Annotated in this window: 21 protein-coding genes; 11 read left to right on the forward strand and 10 right to left on the reverse strand. The window is 60.1% G+C overall.

Annotated elements, in window-relative coordinates; genetic code table 11:
* Positions 1-4 precede the first annotated feature (4 nt).
* On the reverse strand, positions 5-352 hold the full coding sequence (locus tag J0X03_RS15410) for a DUF1294 domain-containing protein (protein ID WP_033642539.1): 348 nt from the start codon (positions 350-352) through the stop codon (positions 5-7).
* 150 nt (positions 353-502) lie between these two features.
* On the opposite strand from J0X03_RS15410, the gene J0X03_RS15415 reads away from it, so the two are divergent.
* Both J0X03_RS15415 and J0X03_RS15420 read left to right on the forward strand, forming a co-directional pair.
* Positions 503-1,942 carry a DUF2867 domain-containing protein gene (locus J0X03_RS15415; protein ID WP_160204143.1) on the forward strand — a complete coding sequence of 480 codons (1,440 nt, stop codon included), beginning with the start codon at positions 503-505 and terminating at the stop codon, positions 1,940-1,942.
* 158 nt (positions 1,943-2,100) lie between these two features.
* Entirely contained in the window at positions 2,101-3,111 is a 1,011-nt protein-coding gene (locus J0X03_RS15420; RefSeq protein WP_004928393.1) for an NAD-dependent epimerase/dehydratase family protein, read from the forward strand.
* Here the strand turns inward: J0X03_RS15420 and J0X03_RS15425 are convergent, their stop codons facing one another.
* The gene (locus tag J0X03_RS15425) at positions 3,112-3,948 is read right to left on the reverse strand and encodes an N-acetylmuramoyl-L-alanine amidase (RefSeq protein WP_033642537.1); all 837 of its coding nucleotides are present in this window, start codon (positions 3,946-3,948) and stop codon (positions 3,112-3,114) included.
* A 187-nt stretch (positions 3,949-4,135) separates the two neighbouring features.
* Here J0X03_RS15425 and J0X03_RS15430 point away from each other — a divergent pair, with 187 nt between their 5' ends.
* Entirely contained in the window at positions 4,136-5,683 is a 1,548-nt protein-coding gene (locus J0X03_RS15430; RefSeq protein ID WP_046686758.1) for a DUF3300 domain-containing protein, read from the forward strand.
* A 53-nt stretch (positions 5,684-5,736) separates the two neighbouring features.
* Here the strand turns inward: J0X03_RS15430 and J0X03_RS15435 are convergent, their stop codons facing one another.
* Positions 5,737-6,060 carry a heavy metal-binding domain-containing protein gene (locus J0X03_RS15435; RefSeq protein WP_004928400.1) on the reverse strand — a complete coding sequence of 108 codons (324 nt, stop codon included), beginning with the start codon at positions 6,058-6,060 and terminating at the stop codon, positions 5,737-5,739.
* A gap of 159 nt (positions 6,061-6,219) precedes the next feature.
* On the opposite strand from J0X03_RS15435, the gene J0X03_RS15440 reads away from it, so the two are divergent.
* From J0X03_RS15440 to J0X03_RS15475, 8 genes are all read left to right on the forward strand, one after another.
* Positions 6,220-6,762, forward strand: coding sequence for a lipoprotein (locus J0X03_RS15440; RefSeq protein ID WP_033642535.1), 543 nt, complete (start codon positions 6,220-6,222; stop codon positions 6,760-6,762).
* A 264-nt stretch (positions 6,763-7,026) separates the two neighbouring features.
* The gene (gene artP, locus J0X03_RS15445; RefSeq protein ID WP_089192582.1) at positions 7,027-7,755 is read left to right on the forward strand and encodes an arginine ABC transporter ATP-binding protein ArtP; all 729 of its coding nucleotides are present in this window, start codon (positions 7,027-7,029) and stop codon (positions 7,753-7,755) included.
* A 32-nt stretch (positions 7,756-7,787) separates the two neighbouring features.
* Positions 7,788-8,519 (forward strand): arginine ABC transporter substrate-binding protein, encoded by a 732-nt coding sequence (gene artJ / locus J0X03_RS15450; RefSeq protein ID WP_033642533.1) that lies wholly within the window; start codon positions 7,788-7,790, stop codon positions 8,517-8,519.
* A 9-nt stretch (positions 8,520-8,528) separates the two neighbouring features.
* Positions 8,529-9,245, forward strand: a complete 717-nt coding sequence (gene artQ / locus J0X03_RS15455; protein WP_025159684.1) for an arginine ABC transporter permease ArtQ — start codon at positions 8,529-8,531, stop codon at positions 9,243-9,245.
* Positions 9,245-9,913: an arginine ABC transporter permease ArtM gene (artM, locus tag J0X03_RS15460; RefSeq protein WP_099783622.1), complete on the forward strand. Its 669-nt coding sequence runs from the start codon at positions 9,245-9,247 to the stop codon at positions 9,911-9,913. Before artQ ends, artM begins: the two co-directional genes overlap by 1 nt.
* A gap of 198 nt (positions 9,914-10,111) precedes the next feature.
* Positions 10,112-10,846: an arginine ABC transporter substrate-binding protein gene (gene artJ / locus J0X03_RS15465; RefSeq protein WP_015377297.1), complete on the forward strand. Its 735-nt coding sequence runs from the start codon at positions 10,112-10,114 to the stop codon at positions 10,844-10,846.
* Between the two features lie 101 nt (positions 10,847-10,947).
* Positions 10,948-11,199 carry a type II toxin-antitoxin system Phd/YefM family antitoxin gene (locus J0X03_RS15470; RefSeq protein WP_004928423.1) on the forward strand — a complete coding sequence of 84 codons (252 nt, stop codon included), beginning with the start codon at positions 10,948-10,950 and terminating at the stop codon, positions 11,197-11,199.
* Positions 11,189-11,473: a type II toxin-antitoxin system RelE family toxin gene (locus J0X03_RS15475; protein WP_033633469.1), complete on the forward strand. Its 285-nt coding sequence runs from the start codon at positions 11,189-11,191 to the stop codon at positions 11,471-11,473. Before J0X03_RS15470 ends, J0X03_RS15475 begins: the two co-directional genes overlap by 11 nt.
* On the opposite strand, the gene rlmC is transcribed toward J0X03_RS15475, so the two are convergent.
* The 7 genes from rlmC to J0X03_RS15510 all read right to left on the reverse strand — a co-directional run bounded on the left by rlmC (position 11,470) and on the right by J0X03_RS15510 (position 18,385).
* Positions 11,470-12,597 carry a 23S rRNA (uracil(747)-C(5))-methyltransferase RlmC gene (rlmC, locus tag J0X03_RS15480; RefSeq protein WP_160204142.1) on the reverse strand — a complete coding sequence of 376 codons (1,128 nt, stop codon included), beginning with the start codon at positions 12,595-12,597 and terminating at the stop codon, positions 11,470-11,472. The genes J0X03_RS15475 and rlmC overlap by 4 nt on opposite strands.
* Before the next feature lie 68 nt (positions 12,598-12,665).
* Positions 12,666-13,145 carry a YbjO family protein gene (locus J0X03_RS15485; protein ID WP_047024958.1) on the reverse strand — a complete coding sequence of 160 codons (480 nt, stop codon included), beginning with the start codon at positions 13,143-13,145 and terminating at the stop codon, positions 12,666-12,668.
* 161 nt (positions 13,146-13,306) lie between these two features.
* Positions 13,307-14,152, reverse strand: a complete 846-nt coding sequence (gene potI / locus J0X03_RS15490; RefSeq protein ID WP_042784088.1) for a putrescine ABC transporter permease PotI — start codon at positions 14,150-14,152, stop codon at positions 13,307-13,309.
* Entirely contained in the window at positions 14,149-15,111 is a 963-nt protein-coding gene (gene potH, locus J0X03_RS15495; protein ID WP_042784087.1) for a putrescine ABC transporter permease PotH, read from the reverse strand. Before potH ends, potI begins: the two co-directional genes overlap by 4 nt.
* Before the next feature lie 24 nt (positions 15,112-15,135).
* Complete coding sequence (potG, locus tag J0X03_RS15500) at positions 15,136-16,269, reverse strand: putrescine ABC transporter ATP-binding subunit PotG (protein WP_160204141.1); 1,134 nt, start codon at positions 16,267-16,269, stop codon at positions 15,136-15,138.
* A gap of 120 nt (positions 16,270-16,389) precedes the next feature.
* Positions 16,390-17,499: a spermidine/putrescine ABC transporter substrate-binding protein PotF gene (gene potF, locus J0X03_RS15505; RefSeq protein WP_033650647.1), complete on the reverse strand. Its 1,110-nt coding sequence runs from the start codon at positions 17,497-17,499 to the stop codon at positions 16,390-16,392.
* A 406-nt stretch (positions 17,500-17,905) separates the two neighbouring features.
* Entirely contained in the window at positions 17,906-18,385 is a 480-nt protein-coding gene (locus J0X03_RS15510) for a type III secretion system chaperone family protein (protein WP_047572081.1), read from the reverse strand.
* Between the last annotated feature and the right edge of the window lie 35 nt (positions 18,386-18,420).

Genomic DNA, 18,420 nt, shown 5'->3' on the forward strand with positions numbered 1-18,420 from the left:
GCACTCAGAAGATCCAGCGGCCGTAAACCCAGTACCACAGCCCCAGCACCGCCGCCAGATTGAGCGCCACGCTGAGGATGAACCAGGTTTTAAACGGCTGCTTCTGGGTCTTGTGGCGAAACAGCTGCTGCGCCAGCAGCGCGCCCAACCAACCGCCCAGCGCGCCGAACAGCAACAGCGTCGTCTCCGGCACCCGTCGCCATCCTTTGCGCGCCGCCAGCTTATCGCCGCCGTAGATCAGAAACGTCAGCAGGTTGGCCGACAGCAGCCACATCCACACCGGATGCGGCGAGAACAGGCTGGCGATCAGCGCCAGGCCCAGCAGGGCGTAACAAATCACATTGAGTTTCATGGCATTCGGTTTTTCGTGCGATAAGGGGCGCGTAGTGTGAACTCGCGCCGCGGCGGATGCAACCGGCTTATACCCATACAAAAAGTGCATTTAAACCCTGAATTTGGCATCCTGTCGTTCTGCCAATCCTCTACCGCACAAGGCGGCCCGATGACACCCCAACGCGTACTGGTTCTTGGAGCCAGCGGCTATATAGGCCAGAACCTGATCCCGCACCTGATCGAACAGGGGCACCAGATTACCGCCGCCGCGCGGCGCATCGAGTGGCTGCAGGAGCAGAACTGGCCGCAGGTCAACTGCCTGTATGTCGATCTGTACCGCCCGGAAACCCTGAGCGCGGCGCTGTGGGAAATCGATACGCTTTACTATCTGGTGCACGCGATGGGCGACGGCGACGACTTTATCGAGAAGGAACGCCAGGCGGCGGAAAACCTGCGCGACGCGCTACGCAATGCCTGCGTCAAACAGGTGATCTTTCTCGGCGCGCTGCAGCCGAACGACGACAGTTCGCCGCACCTGGCGGCCCGCCGCCTGACCGGCGAGATCCTGCGCCAGAGCGGTGTGCCGGTGACCGAGCTGCGCGCCGGCATCATCGTCGGCCCCGGTTCGGCGGCGTTCGAAGTGATGCGCGACATGGTCTATAACCTGCCGGTGCTGACGCCGCCGCGCTGGGTGCGCTCGAAGTCCTCGCCGGTGGCGCTGGAGAACCTGCTGGTTTACCTTGCCGATCTGCTGGCGCACCCGGCGGAGGAACACCGCATCTTCGACGTCGCCGGGCCTGAATACCTCAGCTATCAGGATATGTTCAAACGCTTTATCGCCATCAGCGGCAAGCGGCGCTGGCTGATCCCGATCCCCTTGCCGACGCGAATGATTTCAGTGTGGTTCATCAGCCTGATCACCTCGGTGCCGACGCCGATCGCGCGCGCGCTGATCCAGGGCCTGAAGCACGATCTGCCCGCCGACGGCAAACCGTTGCAGGCCCTGATCCCGCAACGTCTGCACACCTTCGATCAGGCGGTCACCGCCACGCTGCAGCGCGAACTGGAGGTGGTCGATTCCGCCGACTGGGGCTACGATCCGGCGGCGCGGGCCCGCTGGCGCCCCGGCTACGGCTATTACCCGAAACAGGCGGGATGTTCGCTCGACACCGCCGCTTCCAGCCAGGCGCTGTGGCAAACGGTGCAGCAGTTGGGGGGCGAGGAAGGCTATTTCTACGCCAATATCCTGTGGCGGATCCGCGCCCGCATGGACGACATGATCGGCAACGGCGTGGTCTATGGCCGCCCGGCGCGCGCGTCCCTGGCGCTGGGCGACGAGATCGACGGGTGGAAAGTCATCACGCTGAAGCCGCTGCGGCAGCTGGCGCTGCTGTTCGGCATGAAGGCGCCGGGGCTGGGGCGGCTGAGCTTCACCATTACCGATCGCGGCGATCGCCGCACGCTGGACGTGCGCGCCTGGTGGCATCCGGCCGGCTTCAGCGGGCTGCTGTATTGGTTCGCCATGATGCCCGCGCATCTGTTCATTTTTCGCGGCATGGCGAAGCGCATCGCGACGCTGGCCGAGAACCTGGACCGCCAACAGCGCTGAATGCCGTTCATTTGTCGATCAACCGCACAGTTTGCCGCTGTGCTTCGGGGCTTTCCGATTGCATAGCGCACGAAATCACGGAAGAATGGCATCTTATTTGCTGGGAGCGCCGCAAGCGCCCGCCGGTATTCCGATTTTGGGTGAGAATAGAGTCCGTTATGAAGGTATTGGTCACCGGTGCAACCAGTGGGTTAGGCCGTAACGCCGTTGAATATCTGCGCCGCCAGGGCATCAAAGTGCGCGCCACCGGTCGTAACCAGGCGATGGGTGGCCTGCTGGAAAAAATGGGCGCGGAGTTCATTCATGCCGATCTCACCAACCTGATCTCTTCGCAGGCCAAAGCGATGCTGGCGGACGTCGATGTGCTGTGGCACTGCTCCAGCTTTACCTCACCCTGGGGCACCGAAGAAGCCTTCGAACTGGCCAACGTCCGCGCCACCCGCCGCCTCGGCGAATGGGCGGCGGCCTATGGCGTGGCGCAGTTCATTCACATCTCTTCCCCGGCGATCTATTTCGACTACCACCATCACCGCAACGTAACCGAAGACTTTCGCCCGCAGCGTTACGCCAACGAGTTCGCGCGCAGCAAGGCCGCCGGCGAGCAGGTGATCCAGCAATTGGCGCTGTCCAATCCGCAGACCCATTTCACCATTTTGCGCCCGCAGGGCCTGTTCGGGCCGCACGACAAGGTGATGCTGCCGCGGTTGCTGCAGATGATCAAACGCTACGGCAACCTGCTGCTGCCGCGCGGCGGCGCGGCGATGGTGGACATGACCTATCTGGAGAATGCGGTGCACGCCATGTGGCTGGCGACGCTAAAAGAAGACACGCCGTCCGGCCGCGCCTACAACATCACCAACCAGCAGCCGCGTCCGCTTCGCACCGTGGTGCAGCAGCTGATCGACGATTTGGGCATGAAGTGCCGCATCCGCTCCGTCCCCTATCCGATGCTCGACATGATGGCGCGCGGCATGGAGCGCCTGGGCAGCAAAAGCGAAAAGGAGCCGGTGCTGACCCATTACGGCGTCGCCAAACTCAACTTCGATCTCACGCTCGATACCACCCGCGCGCAGCAAGAGCTGGGCTATCAGCCGATCGTCTCGCTGGAAGAAGGCATCGCGCGCACCGCCCGCTGGCTGAAAGATCACGGCAAACTGCACGGCCTGTAATCAACGCCACGCGCCGTACTTCAACAGCAGCGCATCGATAATCGCCTCACTCTCTGCATCCGGCTCGCCGCGCACATCGCCGGGCCGGAAATGCATCTGAAACGCCGCCAGCACGTTGCGCTGCTGCCGCGCATCCCACGACGGGTCGATCGCGTAGCCGTAACGCGCCAGCTTTTCGAGCAGCGGTGCCAGCGGCACCGGCGCCTGTCTGTCTCGCCCCGCCAGCAGCCGCTGCACGTCTGCCTCGTCCGGCCATGCGCCGATGCCGGCCTGCGCCAGTTGCCGCCAGGGGAACAGCGGGCCGGGATCCTGTTTGCGCTGCGGCGCGATGTCGCTGTGCCCCACCACGTCCTGCGGCTGAATGCCATAGCGTTGGATAATGTCGCGGCTCAGCGGAATCAACACGGCGATCTGTTCCGCCGTGTAGGGCTGCCAGTGGGTGAACAGCATGCTGCGGGTGAAACCCTTGTTGACGATTTCAATGCCGATCGAGGTGTCGTTGAGATTGCTGCGCCCGCGCCAGCCGCTGGTGCCGGCATGCCAGGCGCGCATCGCCTCCGGCACCAACCGGTACACCGTCGGTTTGCCGTGTTCGCGCTGCGGGTGCGCCGGCAACAGGTAGTGTGCGCTGACGTGTTCATCGGTCAGCGTTTTCAGTGATGAATGAAAGTCTTCCGCCGTATAGTGCATCACCAGAAACCGAATGCGCTGATCGGCGCCCTGCGCCTGATGCAAGGTTTCGAGCTGGTAAGCGCCACGATCGACGAGCGTGTCCTGCTGCGGATTTTGGCATCCCGCCAACAGCACGGCGGCGATGATCCCTGGCCAAATTTTCACTTATCCTCCTGATTGACGTCCGTGAAAGATGTAACGCGACGCGATTGATCTGTATCCAATCATCACGCTCATCGAGAAATAATGACAGATAGCGCCGATGTGCAAGCGAGTGTTGCTCCCGGCTGGCGGCCTTTCCCGCCCATGATAGTCTCAAAGTATCATCTGCGCTGAAAGAGCGGAGTCGAACATGTTCACGCCACGCTATCTGTCCTGGTTGCTCTGTGCCGCCATGCTGCCGCTCAGCGGCTGCGATCGGCAAAAAGTCGCCGATGCGATGGGCGGGAGCGCCCCGCCCTCGGCCGCGCCCGTCACGAGTGCCAGCGCGCCGGCCTATACGCCGCTGAGCGCCGATCAACTGTACCAGTTGGTCAGCCCGGTGGCGCTGTTCCCCGACAAGCTGCTGGCGCAGGTGTTGGCCGGCGCGGGCTATCCTGACCAAATCAGCGCCGCGGATGCCTGGCTGGCGCAAAACCGCGGCTTGCAACCGGCGGCGCTCAGCTCAGCGGCCGACGCTCAACCCTGGGATCCCAGCGTGCGCGGCCTGGTGCAATTCCCCGACGTGCTCGATCAAATGGCGAAAAACATCCCCTGGACCACCGCCCTGGGCAGCGCCTACCTAAACGATCCCACCGACGTGATGAACGCCATTCAGGTGATGCGTCAACGGGCGGCCAGCCAAGGCACGCTGAAAAACACCCCGCAGCAGCGCATCGTCGTGGCGCCGACGACGCATTATGTCGAACAGCAGCCCTATCGCCAGCGCGTGGTAGCGGCGCCGGGCGAAACCATCGTCATCGAACCCAGCCAGCCGGATACGGTTTACGTCCCGCATTATGATCCCTGGGTGGCCTACGGCACGCCGATCCCAGCCTATCCGAGCTATCGGTATCAACCTTCGGGCTACAGCGGCGGCGACATGTTGGCGGCCGGCGTGATCAGCTTCGGTGTCGGCATTGCGGTCGCCTCATTGTTCAATCAGCACAACAGCGGCTGGCACAACTGGGATATGCGCTGGGACGATCGACGCCAACCGGTGGTCTACCGCGATGCGCCCTACGTATCGCATTCCACCACCGTGGTGAATCGCGTCACCAACATCAACCAATATAACAACGTGAACACTGTGAATCGCAGCAGCACCAGCACGGTGAACAACTACAATACCGCCGCCGCGCCGGCGCCCCGCGTCACTCAACCGACGCCCATCGGCGCGCCGCAACAGCCGCACGTCGCGCCTGCGGCCCACGCGCCGATGACGTTGCCGAACTTTGCGCATACCCAGCCGGTGGTGCCTCACGTACAGCAGCCGGTAGCGGCCGTCCCGCACGTGCGACAGCCGGTCATCGCGCCTCATGCACAGCAGCCGATGAGCACGCCGACGTTCACGCATGCCGTTCCGACGGCGCCTCACCCGCAGCAGCCGACAGCCGTACATTCAGCGCCGCTACAGACGCATCCGATGCCGGCCGCTGCGCCGGTGCATCCAGCCGTCGCGCGCCCGCAGGTTCTGCAGGCCCCACACGTCGCTCAGCCGGTGATCCGCGAACCGGCAGCGCCGCAGCATCCGGCGGCGATAAGCCCGATGCCGGCGCCGCAACAGCGCATCATGCCGCATGCGGCCCCGGCGCCGCAGCGCCATCAGACGTCCGTTCAGCCGATGCCGCATCGCCAGGAGCCGGTGCCCACGAAGCCGCAGGAACACCGCCCAATCGTCGAGCAGCACAAGGTGGGATAAATCAAGAGGATGTCGCCCCGGCGGAATGGCCGGGGCGAAAAGAAAGCATGGCGTTAGCGGCTCACTTTCACCGCGGTGCCGCTGACGGTCACCATCAGCATGCTGCCGTCTTTACCAACGGTTTCATAATCGATATCAATGCCGACCACCGCGTTGGCGCCCAGCTCTTTCGCCTGGTCTTCCAGCTCTTCGAATGCGATCAGGCGCGCCTTGCGCAGCTCTTTCTCATAAGCGCCCGAGCGGCCGCCGACGATATCGCGTACGCCGGCGAAGAAATCACGAAAAATGTTGGCGCCGAGGATCGCTTCGCCGGTGACGACGCCGCAGTATTCGGTGATGGTAAACCCTTCCAGGGTCGGGGTAGTTGAAAGCTGCATCAGAACTCCTTGTTTGATTAATTCAACGTATCTATGACCAGAAGATTGGCATTATGTTCGCTTAATCAATGGCACGCAGTACGAATGCAAGGCCAAAAAACGCATTTATACTGTAAGCTATCGGTCTTCATGGTAGAGACTTTCACATAAGGTAATAAGATGAAAACAAAAACGATTGCGGCTGTTTTACCCTTAGCGCTGTTGCTGAGTGCCTGTACCACGGTGGAACCGGCATACAAGGATATCGGCACCCGCAGCGGCAGCTGTGTGGAAGGCGGCCCGGATACGGTCGCGCAAAAGTTCTATGACCTGCGCATCCAGCAAGGTTCCAGCCTGCCGGACAGCAACCGCCTGGCGCAGCTGCAGCCTTATCTGAGCAAAGTGCTGTATCAGGATCTGGTCAGCGCCGCTCAAAATCCGGGCAAGCATCAGATAACCGGCGATCTGTTCTCCGGCAACGCGCAAGGGCCAAGCAGCGCGTCCGTCGCCAGCGCCTCGACCATTCCCAACACCGATGCGAAGAACATCCCGCTGCGCGTTGACTTGAGCTACCAGAAAGACGCCAACAGTACCGTGAACTGGCAAGACGAAGTGCTGATGGTGCGCGAAGGCACCTGCTGGGTGGTTGATGATATTCGCTACCTGAATGTTCCAGCACACGCCACCAACGGCAGCGTGCGTCAGGTGCTGGAAAACCGATAACCCGCACTCCCCGGCCGACGCGGACCCGCCGCGTCGGTCGTTCCCGTCTCCCCTTGCGCCGCTCAGATTTCGTCCGATAGAAAAAATTTCGCTACCGATCTCACAGCCTGCGCCACAAATCCCCTCCCTCGGCCTGAGTCGCGGTATCTTGTGCTAATCTTTTACTGTCCCGCCGCACACTCATAAATTTTAACGCACAAAGATTGCATAAGTATTCTGTGGAAGTTAACATTTGCGGCATCAATGTCTATTCAATTCTGGCGCATGAGTATTCAACTTAACGGTATCAATTGCTATTACGGCGCTCACCAGGCGCTGTTTGACATCACGCTGGAATGTCCAGCCGGGGAAACCCTGGTGCTGCTTGGCCCAAGCGGCGCCGGGAAAAGTTCATTGCTGCGGGTGCTGAACCTGCTGGAAATGCCGCGTTCGGGTCAGCTAAAAATCGCCGGCAACCAATTCGATTTCAAGCAGGCGCCGGGCGAAAAAGCCATTCGCGAACTGCGGCAAAATGTCGGCATGGTCTTCCAGCAATACAACCTGTGGCCTCACCTCACCGTGGTCCAGAACCTGATCGAAGCGCCTTGCCGCGTGCTGGGTCTGACCAAGGCTCAGGCGATGGAGCGCGCCGACAAGCTGCTCAAGCGTCTGCGCCTGACCGACTTCGCCGATCGCTTTCCGCTGCACCTTTCCGGCGGCCAGCAGCAGCGCGTAGCGATCGCTCGCGCCCTGATGATGGAGCCGCAGGTGCTGCTGTTCGATGAACCGACCGCAGCGCTGGATCCGGAAATCACCGCTCAGATCGTCAGCATCATTCGCGAACTGGCCGGCACCGGCATCACTCAGGTGATCGTCACCCACGAAGTGGAAGTGGCGCGCAAGACCGCCAGCCGCGTGGTGTACATGGAAAACGGCCATGTGGTGGAGCAAGGCGACAGCAGCCACTTCACGCAGCCGCGGACCACCGAGTTTGCCAACTACTTATCACACTAACAATTAACTTGCTGTAATTTGGGGAGTTTGCGATGAAAAAACTAATAATCGCCGCCGTTCTGGCCGGCATCAGCGTTTCCGCCTCCGCAGCCGAAACCATCCGTTTCGCTACCGAAGCCTCCTATCCTCCATTTGAATTTATTGACGCCGGCAACAAAATTCAGGGTTTTGATGTCGATCTGGCCAACGCGCTGTGCAAAGAGATGCAGGCCGAGTGCACCTTCACCAATCAGGCGTTCGACAGCCTGATCCCAAGCCTGAAGTTCAAGCGTTTCGATGCGGTCATGGCCGGTATGGACATTACACCGGAGCGTGAAAAGCAGGTGCTGTTCACCAAGCCGTACTACGATAACTCGGCGCTGTTCATCGCGCAGAAAGGCAAAATCGCCGACGTGGCGGCGCTGAAAGGCAAGAAAGTCGGCGTGCAAAACGGCACCACTCACCAAAAATACCTGACCGACAAGCACCCGGAAATCACCACCGTGCCTTACGACAGCTACCAAAACGCCATTTTGGATCTGAAGAACGGCCGCGTTGATGCGGTGTTCGGCGATACTGCGGTGGTCAACGAGTGGCTGAAGCAGAATGACGCGCTGGCGACAGTGGGCGCCAAAGTAACGGATAAAGACTACTTCGGCACCGGCCTCGGCATCGCGGTACGCCAGAAAAATACCGATCTGCAGGGCAAGTTCAACGCCGCCCTGGACAAGATCAAGCAGGATGGGACCTATGAAACCATCTACAAAAAATGGTTCCAGCAGTAATACGCCCCGATGAATGAATTACAACCTTTAGCAAGCGCCGCCGGCATGACCGTCGGCCTTGCCGTTTGCGCCCTGATCCTCGGGCTGATTCTGGCGATGCTGTTCGCCGTATGGGAATCGTCCCGCTGGAAAGCCGTCAGCTGGCTCGGCACCGCCTGGGTGACCGTGCTGCGCGGCCTGCCGGAAATCCTGGTGGTGCTGTTTATCTATTTCGGCTCGTCGCAGCTGCTGCTGATGCTCTCCGACGGCTTTACCCTTAACCTCGGTCTGTTTCAGTTGCCGATTCAGCTGGCGATCGACAATTTCGAAGTCAGCCCGTTCCTGTGCGGGGTGATCGCCCTGGCCTTGCTCTATTCCGCCTACGCCTCGCAGACGCTGCGCGGCGCGCTCAAAGCGGTGCCGCAGGGGCAGTGGGAATCCGGCCAGGCGCTGGGTCTCGGCAAAGCGGCGATCTTCTTTCGCCTGATCATGCCGCAGATGTGGCGCCATGCCCTGCCCGGCCTCGGCAATCAGTGGCTGGTGCTGCTGAAAGACACCGCGCTGGTGTCGCTGATCAGCGTGAACGATCTGATGTTGCAAACCAAAAGCATCGCCACCCGCACCCAGGAACCCTTTACCTGGTACGTGATCGCGGCGGCCATCTACCTGCTGGTGACGCTGTTCAGCCAATACGTCATCAAGCGCATTGAACTGCGCGCCACGCGCTTTGAGCGGGGGCCGGTCTGATGATTGAATATTTACCGGAAATCCTCAAAGGGCTGCATACCAGCCTGACCCTGACCGTCGCCGCGCTGCTGGTCGCGCTGCTGCTGTCGCTGCTGCTGACGGTGATCCTGACGCTGAAAACGCCGATCCTGACGCCGCTGGTCAAGATCTACGTGACGCTGTTCACCGGCACACCGCTGCTGGTGCAGATCTTCCTGATCTACTACGGCCCCGGTCAGTTTCCGGCGATCCGCGACTACCCGTGGCTGTGGAACCTGCTGTCGCAGCCCTGGCTGTGCGCGATGATTGCGCTGGCGCTGAACAGCGCGGCGTATACCACGCAGCTGTTCTACGGCGCGGTGCGCGCCATCCCCGCCGGACAATGGCAGTCGTGCGAAGCGCTTGGCATGTCGCGCCGGCAGACGCTGCGCATTCTGCTGCCGTTCGCCTTCAAGCGCGCGCTGTCGTCTTACTCCAACGAAGTGGTGCTGGTGTTCAAAAGCACGTCGCTGGCCTACACCATCACGCTGATGGAAGTGATGGGCTACAGCCAGCTGATGTACGGCCGTACCTACGACGTGATGGTGTTCGGCGCCGCAGGTCTGGTGTATCTGTGCGTCAACGGCCTGCTGACTCTGCTGATGCGGCTGGTGGAGCGCCGCGCGTTGGCGTTTGAGCGCCGCAACTGAAGCCATCCCCTCTCCAGCCCCGCCATTGCGCGGGGCTTTTTTTATCCTCATTGCAATATTTAATCATTTATATTGCATTTTAATTCACTCAGTGGCAGGGTTATCAGCAGGTGTCCTCGCAAAAACCTCTGGCGATTACCAGTAAAAACAAACGATAGCGAAATAATCACTTTCAGGATCCAGACAGGAGCTCTACGCATGAAAAAACTGCTGCTTGCCGCGACGATGTTGGCCGGAATGACCTTTAACGCCACCGCAGCCGAGACTATCCGCTTCGCCGCCTCCGCCACCTATCCGCCGTTCGAATCGCTGGACGCCAACAACCAGATCGTCGGCTTCGATATCGACTTGGCCAACGCGTTGTGCAAACAGATGCAGGCGCAGTGCACTTTCACCAACCAGGCGTTCGACAGCCTGATCGCCGCGCTGAAATTCAAAAAATACGATGCGGTGATTTCCGGTATGGATATCACGCCGGAGCGCAGCAAACAGGTCGCCTTCACCCAACCTTACTATGCCAACTCGGCGATTGTGATCGCGCAAAAAGGCAAGTTCAGCTCGCTGGCTGATCTGAAAGGCAAAAAGCTCGGCATGGAAAACGGCACCACCCACCAGAAATACATGCAGGACAAGCACCCGGAGATTAACACTGTCTCTTACGACAGCTACCAGAACGCTATTCTGGAGCTGAAAAACGGCCGTATCGACGGCGTCTTCGGCGATACCGCCGTAGTGAACGAGTGGCTGAAAACCAACCCGCAGCTGGCGCCGGTCGGCGAACATATCACCGATGCGCAATACTTCGGCACCGGCCTCGGCATCGCGGTGCGTCCGGACAATCAGGCGCTACTGGCCAAGCTGAACGCCGCGCTGGACGCCATCAAGGCCGACGGCACCTACAAGGCCATCAACGACAAATGGTTCCCGCAGTAAGTCCGCATGTGGAGTCGCCATCCTTCGGCGGCTCCATCCGATTGCCACCCCATTCGGTTAGTGCTAAATTTGATACTGAATTTAGCATCAAGGATAACATCATGACGGTTCAACCCATTCTCGCCGACTCCGCAGTCAGCATCAGCGATTTTAAAAAATCGCCCAACGCCGCCCTTAAAGAGGCACAAGGGCAACCGGTCGCCGTCCTGACCAACGGTAAGATTTCGGGATATTACGTCTCTCCGGAAACCTGGGAGGCGATCGCGGAATACCTGGAAGATATCGAACTCGCTGAAATCGTTCGTTCACGGATGAACGGCAAACGCATTAAGGTCAATTTGGATGACTTATAAGCTTGAATTCGAAGAACATGCGCTGAAGGAATTTAAAAAACTGTCCCCGGTGATCCGGGAACAGTTCAAAAAAAAGCTGGCATCGGTGCTGGTTAATCCCCACGTCCCCGCCAACAAACTCGCCGGTTTGCCCGATTGCTACAAAATCAAACTCAGAGCCTCAGGCTTTCGTTTGGTATATCGCGTCATGGAAACGGAGATCGTGGTTCTGGTCCTGTCTGTGGGCAAACGCGAACGTTCAGCGGCTTACACCGCTGCCAAAAAGCGCCTTTAACGCCGCACCAACAGCGTCAACACTTCGTAGTGCGCGGTATGCGGGAACATGTCGAACAACTGCACCCGTTCGATGCGGTATCCCGGCAACATCTCGATATCTTTCGCCATGCTCTCGGCGTTGCAGCTGGAATACAGAATGTAATCCGGCGCCATCCGGCTCAAATAATCGCACAGCGCCTGGCCGATGCCGCGGCGCGGCGGGTTGACCAACACCAACTGCGGCACCTGCCCTTCGGCGGTGGCGAAGCGGGTGGAATCGAGCGCCTGAAAATCGACCTGCAGCATCCCCAATCGCTGCGCCGACTGGCGCGCGCAGGCGATCGCTTCCGCGCTGATTTCGATGCCGGTCAGGCGAGTTTGCGGCTGCGCGCAGTGCAGACCGAAACCGCCGACGCCGCAAAACAGATCCCACATGCTGTCGATACCCAGCGCGCGCACCCAGTCGCGGGCGGTGGCATACAGATCGGCGGCCACCTGCGGGTTGGTTTGGAAGAAGCTTTGCGGGCGGATGAACAGCGGCACCTGATTGAACTGTTCCTCCAGCGCCTGCTGTTCGGTCAGCGCGATCTCGCGCTCCCCTTCCATGATCGCCATATGCACCGGCTGAATATTGGCGGAGATCACCTTGAGCTGCGGCAGCTGTTGCTGCAGCCACGGCAGCGCGGCGCGCAGCTGCGCCAGCTTGGTTTCCGAGCGCAGCACGAAGCGTAGCATCACGCCGCCGTCGAGCGTGCTTTCGGTCAGCAGCAGGTATTTCAGCTCGCCGCGTTTGCGCGCCACGTTATACGGCGTCAGGCCGGCGCGGGCGATGAAGCTTTTCAGCACCGCAAACATCGGCGCAAAGCCGGCGGGATACAGCGGGCAGTCGCTCAGATCGACCGGCGTGCCGTCGCGGTGCAGCATGCCGAGCAGCGGGCGCTCCACGCTGCCGCTGACCACCATCTTGGCTTTATTGCGAAATGCGCTCAGTTCCCCCGCCGCCGGCTGCAGCCACTGCGCGACATCGCGCCCGGCCAGCAGCGATTGCAGGTGATGCTGTTTGTCGGCCAGCTGCTGCGGATAGGGCTTTTCCAGCCACTGACAGGAACGGCAGGTGCCCGCCGTATACAAAGCGCAATGCATGAAGATACCGTGAAGTCCAGGATGACGAATTAAGGGCGCAGAGTTTACCACTCCGCGCGCCTAAAATCTCACTTGCGCGCGGTGAAGAAGCGGCGGCTGGCGGTGGGGACGAACAGCAGCGCCAGGATCACCGCGTCGGGGATCTTTTGCAGGATCAGAACGTGCAGGATTTGGCCGCTGGTTTCCCCTTCCACGGTGAACACCTCGGGGAAGACGCTGCCGATGGTGGCCAGCAGCAGGTAAAGCACCACGATGCACTGACAGGCCACGTAGCCCCAGCGCCCCCAGTTGCGGCCGCGCATCACCGCAAAACCGCAGCTGATTTGCAGGCACAGCAGCATCAGCCCGGCCAGAAAGATAAAGGTGGAATCCCACGCCTGCGCGCTGGTGCTGACAAACTCCTTCGCGCCGTCGACGCCCAGCTCGCCCAGCAGCAGCACCACGCTGATACACTTGATCGCCACCATGGCGGTGCCCGCCACCATCACCGGCACCGGCGCATCCGAAGTCGATCTTATTCCCTGCCCGCTTTTCAGCATGTCTGACATATCCGTGTTCCGCTACGACGCGCCACTGCCCCTACGCCTTTCGCATTGCCGCGTTGTTGGCGGCAGTGTGAAATTCATTGGAGCCATTCAAATGGCGCATGTAAAGTCAGGTAGTTAGTTGCAATACTTATTGATTGCAAAAATAGCAGGTTTGTTACGATTCAGCTACGGGCCGCCCGCTGCAATTCACGCGATCGTTGTTTTTCCGAGCGCGCCATAAACCACCAGGCGATCAGGCCGAGAATGCCCACCACCAGCAGGATCAGGCTGGCCAGCGCGTTAATTTCCGGATTCACCCCCATGCGCACGCTGGAGAACACCAGCATCGGCAACGTGGTGGCGCCCGGGCCGGAGACGAAACTGGCGATCACCAGATCGTCCAGCGACAGGGTAAACGCCAGCATCCAGCCGGAGATCAGCGCCGGCGCAATCATCGGCAAGGTGATGACGAAAAACACCTTCAGCGGCGGCGCCCCCAGGTCCATCGCCGCCTCTTCAATTGAGCGATCCACCTCGCGCAGGCGCGAACTGATCACCACCGCCACATAAGCGGTACAGAAGGTGACATGCGCCAGCCAAATGGTGAACATGCCGCGTTCCGACGGCCAACCGAAGGCGTGCCCCATCGCCACGAACAGCAGCAGCAACGACAGGCCGGTGATCACGTCCGGCATCACCAGCGGCGCGGTCAGCATAAACGCGAAACCGGTCGAACCGCGAAAACGGCCGAAACGCACCATCACCACCGCGGCGATGGCGCCCAGCACCACCGCGGCAGTGGCGGCGGCGGCGGCGATGGTCAGGCTGAGCCCCACCGCGCTAATCATCGCCGAATCGTGGAACAGTTCGCTATACCAGCGCGTGGACCAGCCGGCCCACACCGTCACCAGCTTGGAGCTGTTGAAGGAGTAAATCACCAGCATCAGCATCGGCGCATACAGGAAGGTAAAGCCGACAGTCAGGATGGCGATGCGCCACGGTGAACGCACTACCGGCAAGTTGTTCATGCCTGGCCTCCCATTTCCTTGTTCTGGTGCTTGTGGAACCACAATATTGGCACGATCAGCAACAGCAGCATGATGGTGGCGACCGCCGAGGCCACCGGCCAGTCGCGGTTATTGAAGAACTCCTGCCACAGCACGCGGCCGATCATGATGCTGTCCGGCCCGCCGAGCAGCTCCGGGATCACGAACTCCCCCACCGCCGGAATGAACACCAGCATCGAGCCGGCGATGATGCCGCCGCGCGTCAGCGGCACGATCACGCTGAAAAAGGTTTTCAGCGGCCGGGCGCCCAGATCCAGCGACGCCTCCACCAGCGAGTAATCCAGCCGGATCAGCGCCGTGTAGATCGGCAACACCATAAACGGCAAGTAGGAATAGACGATGCCGATATACACCGCCAGGTTGGTGTGCAGGATCACCAGCGGCTGGTCGATCACCCCTAACCACATCAGAAAGTTGTTCAGCGTGCCGTTGTTTTTCAGAATGCCCATCCAGGCATAGACGCGGATCAGGAACGAGGTCCAGGAAGGCAGGATCACCAGCAACAGCAGGATGTTGCGGGTCGACGCCTTGCTGTGGGCCACCGCCCAGGCCAGCGGATAGCCGATGATCAGGCAACACAACGTCGAAACCGCCGCCACGCGCAGCGACTGCAGATAGGCATCGATATACAGCGGATCGTCGGTGAGCTGCAGGTAGTTGGCGAAGTTGAGCGCGATGTTCAGTTTGCCGTCCACCCAGCTCATCAGCTCGGTGTAGGGCGGCACCGCCATCGCCAACTCCGCCAGGCTGATCTTGAACACGATCAGGAAAGGCAGCATAAACAGCAGCGTCAGCCATAAATACGGCAGCGCGATCACCAGCTTGCGGCCATGGGCCATCAGCAAGCGATGGAACAGCGCCCTGAGGGCGCCGGGCGCTTTGGCCGGCGGTTCCGGCGCGCGTTCAGAAAGCAGGGTCATACGGGTTACTCCTCACCGGATCCACTACACCGTCAACACGACGCAGCTGTCGGTTTCCCAACATAGACGCACTTCATCGCCCCAGGTGGGCATCCCCTTGCGGAAACGATGGCCGTTTTGCAGCTGGGCGCTGATGATCTGCCCGCTATGCAGCTTCACGTGGTAGATAGACAGATCGCCCAGATAGGAAATGTGCGCCACTTCCCCCACCGCGAAGTTGCAGCCGTCTTCCGGCACTTGTTCGCACAGCAGGATCTTTTCCGGCCGCAGCGCGACCTGGATCGGCACGCCGTCCACCACCGAGGCGTCCGGATCCACTTTGATCGCATGACGCAGCCCCGGGCTTTGCAGGATCAGCGCATCGTCGTGACGCTCTTGCAGCACGCAGTCGAAGACGTTGACCGAACCGATAAATTCGGCGCTGAAGCGGCTGTTCGGATGCTCGTAGATCTCTTCCGGCTCGCCGATCTGCACGAACTTGCCGCGGTTCATGATGGCGATGCGCCCCGCCATGGTCATCGCTTCTTCCTGATCGTGCGTCACCATCACGCAGGTCACGCCGACGCGCTCGAGAATGTCGGTCACTTCCAGCTGCATGCGGTCGCGCAACTTCTTGTCCAGCGCGCCCATGGGCTCATCCAGCAGCAGCAGCTTCGGCCGCTTGGCCAGGCTGCGCGCCAGCGCCACCCGCTGCCGTTGGCCGCCGGAAAGCTGGTGCGGTTTGCGCCTGGCGTACTCCTGCATGTGCACCAGCGCCAGCATTTCCGCCACCCGTTCGGCGATCTCCGCCCGCGGCATTTTGTCCTGCTTAAGGCCAAACGCGATGTTCTGCTCCACGGTCATGTGCGGGAACAGCGCGTACGACTGAAACATCATATTGATCGGCCGCTGGTACGGCGGCACATGCGACATATCCTGCCCGTCGAGCACGATCTGCCCTTCCGTCGGCGGTTCAAAACCGGCCAGCATGCGCAGCAAGGTGGACTTGCCGCAGCCGGACGGGCCAAGCAGCGCAAAGATCTCACCCTTATAGATGGTGAGGCTGACGTCTTCGACCGCATTCTGCCCGTCGAAGGTTTTGGTGAGGTTACGGATTTCCAGCAGAGGGGTGAAAACCTTCTGCGACTTGGCTTGAGGACGAGGAATAGCGTCGTTCAATCGGGGTGCTCTCCGGCGTAAAGCGGCACAAAACCACGGCGAGCGCCGTGGCCCAAAACGGCAATGCAGGCGGGGAACACCCGCCTGCCGGTTTACCGACGATGGGGGGCTCCCCCATCATCACTTCCCGCTTTTAACTTTAGTCCATGCGCGGGTAATGACACGGTCCAGCTTCGGCGACTGCACGTTGAGCGTGAACAGCTTGGCGCGCAAATCGGCCGGCGGATAGACGTTCGGGTTATCGCGCACTTCGGCGTTCACCAGCGGCGTGGAATCTTTCACCGCATTGGCGTAGTAAATGTGATTACTGATGTCCGCCATCACGTCCGGCTTGAGCAGGAAGTTCAGGAACTGGTAGGCGGCGTCCTTGCTTTTGGCGTCCGCCGGCATGGCGAACATGTCAAAGTAGGTCAGCGCCCCCTCTTTCGGGATCGCATAGGCCACATTCACGCCGTTCTTCGCCTCTTTGGCGCGGTTGGCCGCCTGCATCACGTCGCCGGACCAGCCGATCGCCACGCAGATGTCACCGTTCGCCAGATCGTTGATGTACTGAGAAGAGTGGAAATAGCGGATGTTCGGCCGCAGCTTCAGCAGCAGATCGTTGGCCGCGCCGGTGTAGTCCGCCGCGTTGGTGCTGTTGGGATCTTTGCCCAGATAATGCAGCACGGTGGCGTAGACCTCGCTCGGCGCATCGAGGAAGGAGACGCCGCAGCTCTTGAGCTTCTCCAGGTTTTCCGGCTTGAAGATCAGATCCCAGCTGTTGACCGGCGCGTCTTTGCCCAGTACCGCCTTCACCTTGTCGACGTTATAGCCGATGCCGGTGGTCACCATCATGTAAGGGATGCCGTATTTGTTGTCTTTGTCGTTATGCGCCACCAGCTTCAGCATCTCGGGATCGAGATTTTTGTAGTTGGGGATCTTGCTCTTGTCGAGCGGCTCGAAAATGCCGGCCTGCGACTGACGCTCGAGGAAGTTGGATGAAGGGACCACCAAATCGTAACCGGTGCTGCCCGCCATCAGTTTGCCTTCCAACACTTCGTTGGAGTCAAAGACGTCGTACACCACTTTGATACCGGTTTCTTTCTGGAATTTGGCCAGGGTATCCGGCGCGATATAGTCGGACCAGTTATACACGTGCAGCGTTTTCTCTTCGGCTGACGCCGTGACGGACGCGGCCATCAACAGACCGGCAACCACACCCGATAACCACTTTTTACGTTGGGTGACCATCCGTAACTTCCTCCAAAACAGGGTAAATCATAGAATTGAACTTGTATCTGCAGCGATACAAAACCTTTCCTGATTGAGCGCAATCGTTGCAACCGCGAAATGAATGGCTATGCATATGATTGCATGCGCATTTTTGCACTGCCCTGCTCGCGTGGTTACAAGGGAAATCGCAAGCCCTTTGCAGAATCAGCAGCATAGCCGCTGCCATCGCAACCCGCCAGCCCCCAGGGTAAAAAACGCCATTTATCGATTTTTTATGCAATTTTTCTCTATGTGATACGGCATTAACGGCGTAAAAGCCGAGAAAGATCGGGCGGCAGAGGCCAAAGTGCAGAATATTTAATTGCGGAGGGGAGTCACGGCAGCATGCCGCCGGAGCGACGGCATGCTTAAGGTACAGCGAGGATCAGTGCAGCATCGGCTGACGCAAGGCGCCAGCGGGGATCTCTTCTTCGTCCCCCATAAACAGCAGATCGTTCGCCCGCGCCTCGAGGATGACCATCGAGACCTGCTCTTCGCCCTGCTGCATGAAGTGGGTGAACTGCTCGTAGGTGATGCCGACCGCCACGCTCAGCGACTGGCAGACGATCAGCTTCGGCAGGTTGTCGTCCTGAATGTCGACAAAGGCCTTGATGGTCAGCGAGCTGGCGTTGATCTGGCTCAGATCCGCCACCAGCGGGATCAGCGCGGTCGGCTTCACCTCGGCCAGCGCGGAGAACAGAATGACGTTGTCCACCAGATCTATCTTGGCGTCGAACACGCCGTCGAAGTTCTGCATGTGCGGCAGGTGCAGCGCCTGGCAGGAATCGCACTCAAAGAAAGAAATGCCCGACTGATCCAGCCAGCGCCGCAACAGCGCCAAATCGGGGACAATGAGTGAATCCATAATAACCAGCCTCACAATATTCAAAACGCGAAAAG

It is taken from the genome of Serratia ureilytica (assembly GCF_017309605.1).
Taxonomy (GTDB): Bacteria; Pseudomonadota; Gammaproteobacteria; order Enterobacterales; family Enterobacteriaceae; genus Serratia; species Serratia ureilytica.

Excerpts from the sequence above, each read along its gene's own strand:
- artQ (WP_025159684.1), top strand. The coding sequence starts at position 8,529 with ATGAATGAATTACAACCTTTAGCAAGCGCCGCCGGCATGACCGTCGGC.
- artJ (WP_015377297.1), top strand. The coding sequence starts at position 10,112 with ATGAAAAAACTGCTGCTTGCCGCGACGATGTTGGCCGGAATGACCTTT.
- J0X03_RS15410 (WP_033642539.1), bottom strand. The coding sequence starts at position 352 with ATGAAACTCAATGTGATTTGTTACGCCCTGCTGGGCCTGGCGCTGATC.
- potH (WP_042784087.1), bottom strand. The coding sequence starts at position 15,111 with ATGACCCTGCTTTCTGAACGCGCGCCGGAACCGCCGGCCAAAGCGCCC.
- J0X03_RS15430 (WP_046686758.1), top strand. The coding sequence starts at position 4,136 with ATGTTCACGCCACGCTATCTGTCCTGGTTGCTCTGTGCCGCCATGCTG.
- artJ (WP_033642533.1), top strand. The coding sequence starts at position 7,788 with ATGAAAAAACTAATAATCGCCGCCGTTCTGGCCGGCATCAGCGTTTCC.
- J0X03_RS15415 (WP_160204143.1), top strand. The coding sequence starts at position 503 with ATGACACCCCAACGCGTACTGGTTCTTGGAGCCAGCGGCTATATAGGC.
- potI (WP_042784088.1), bottom strand. The coding sequence starts at position 14,152 with ATGAACAACTTGCCGGTAGTGCGTTCACCGTGGCGCATCGCCATCCTG.
- J0X03_RS15420 (WP_004928393.1), top strand. The coding sequence starts at position 2,101 with ATGAAGGTATTGGTCACCGGTGCAACCAGTGGGTTAGGCCGTAACGCC.
- artM (WP_099783622.1), top strand. The coding sequence starts at position 9,245 with ATGATTGAATATTTACCGGAAATCCTCAAAGGGCTGCATACCAGCCTG.
- J0X03_RS15475 (WP_033633469.1), top strand. The coding sequence starts at position 11,189 with ATGACTTATAAGCTTGAATTCGAAGAACATGCGCTGAAGGAATTTAAA.
- J0X03_RS15485 (WP_047024958.1), bottom strand. The coding sequence starts at position 13,145 with ATGTCAGACATGCTGAAAAGCGGGCAGGGAATAAGATCGACTTCGGAT.
- J0X03_RS15440 (WP_033642535.1), top strand. The coding sequence starts at position 6,220 with ATGAAAACAAAAACGATTGCGGCTGTTTTACCCTTAGCGCTGTTGCTG.
- J0X03_RS15510 (WP_047572081.1), bottom strand. The coding sequence starts at position 18,385 with ATGGATTCACTCATTGTCCCCGATTTGGCGCTGTTGCGGCGCTGGCTG.
- rlmC (WP_160204142.1), bottom strand. The coding sequence starts at position 12,597 with ATGCATTGCGCTTTGTATACGGCGGGCACCTGCCGTTCCTGTCAGTGG.
- potF (WP_033650647.1), bottom strand. The coding sequence starts at position 17,499 with ATGGTCACCCAACGTAAAAAGTGGTTATCGGGTGTGGTTGCCGGTCTG.
- J0X03_RS15470 (WP_004928423.1), top strand. The coding sequence starts at position 10,948 with ATGACGGTTCAACCCATTCTCGCCGACTCCGCAGTCAGCATCAGCGAT.
- artP (WP_089192582.1), top strand. The coding sequence starts at position 7,027 with ATGAGTATTCAACTTAACGGTATCAATTGCTATTACGGCGCTCACCAG.
- J0X03_RS15435 (WP_004928400.1), bottom strand. The coding sequence starts at position 6,060 with ATGCAGCTTTCAACTACCCCGACCCTGGAAGGGTTTACCATCACCGAA.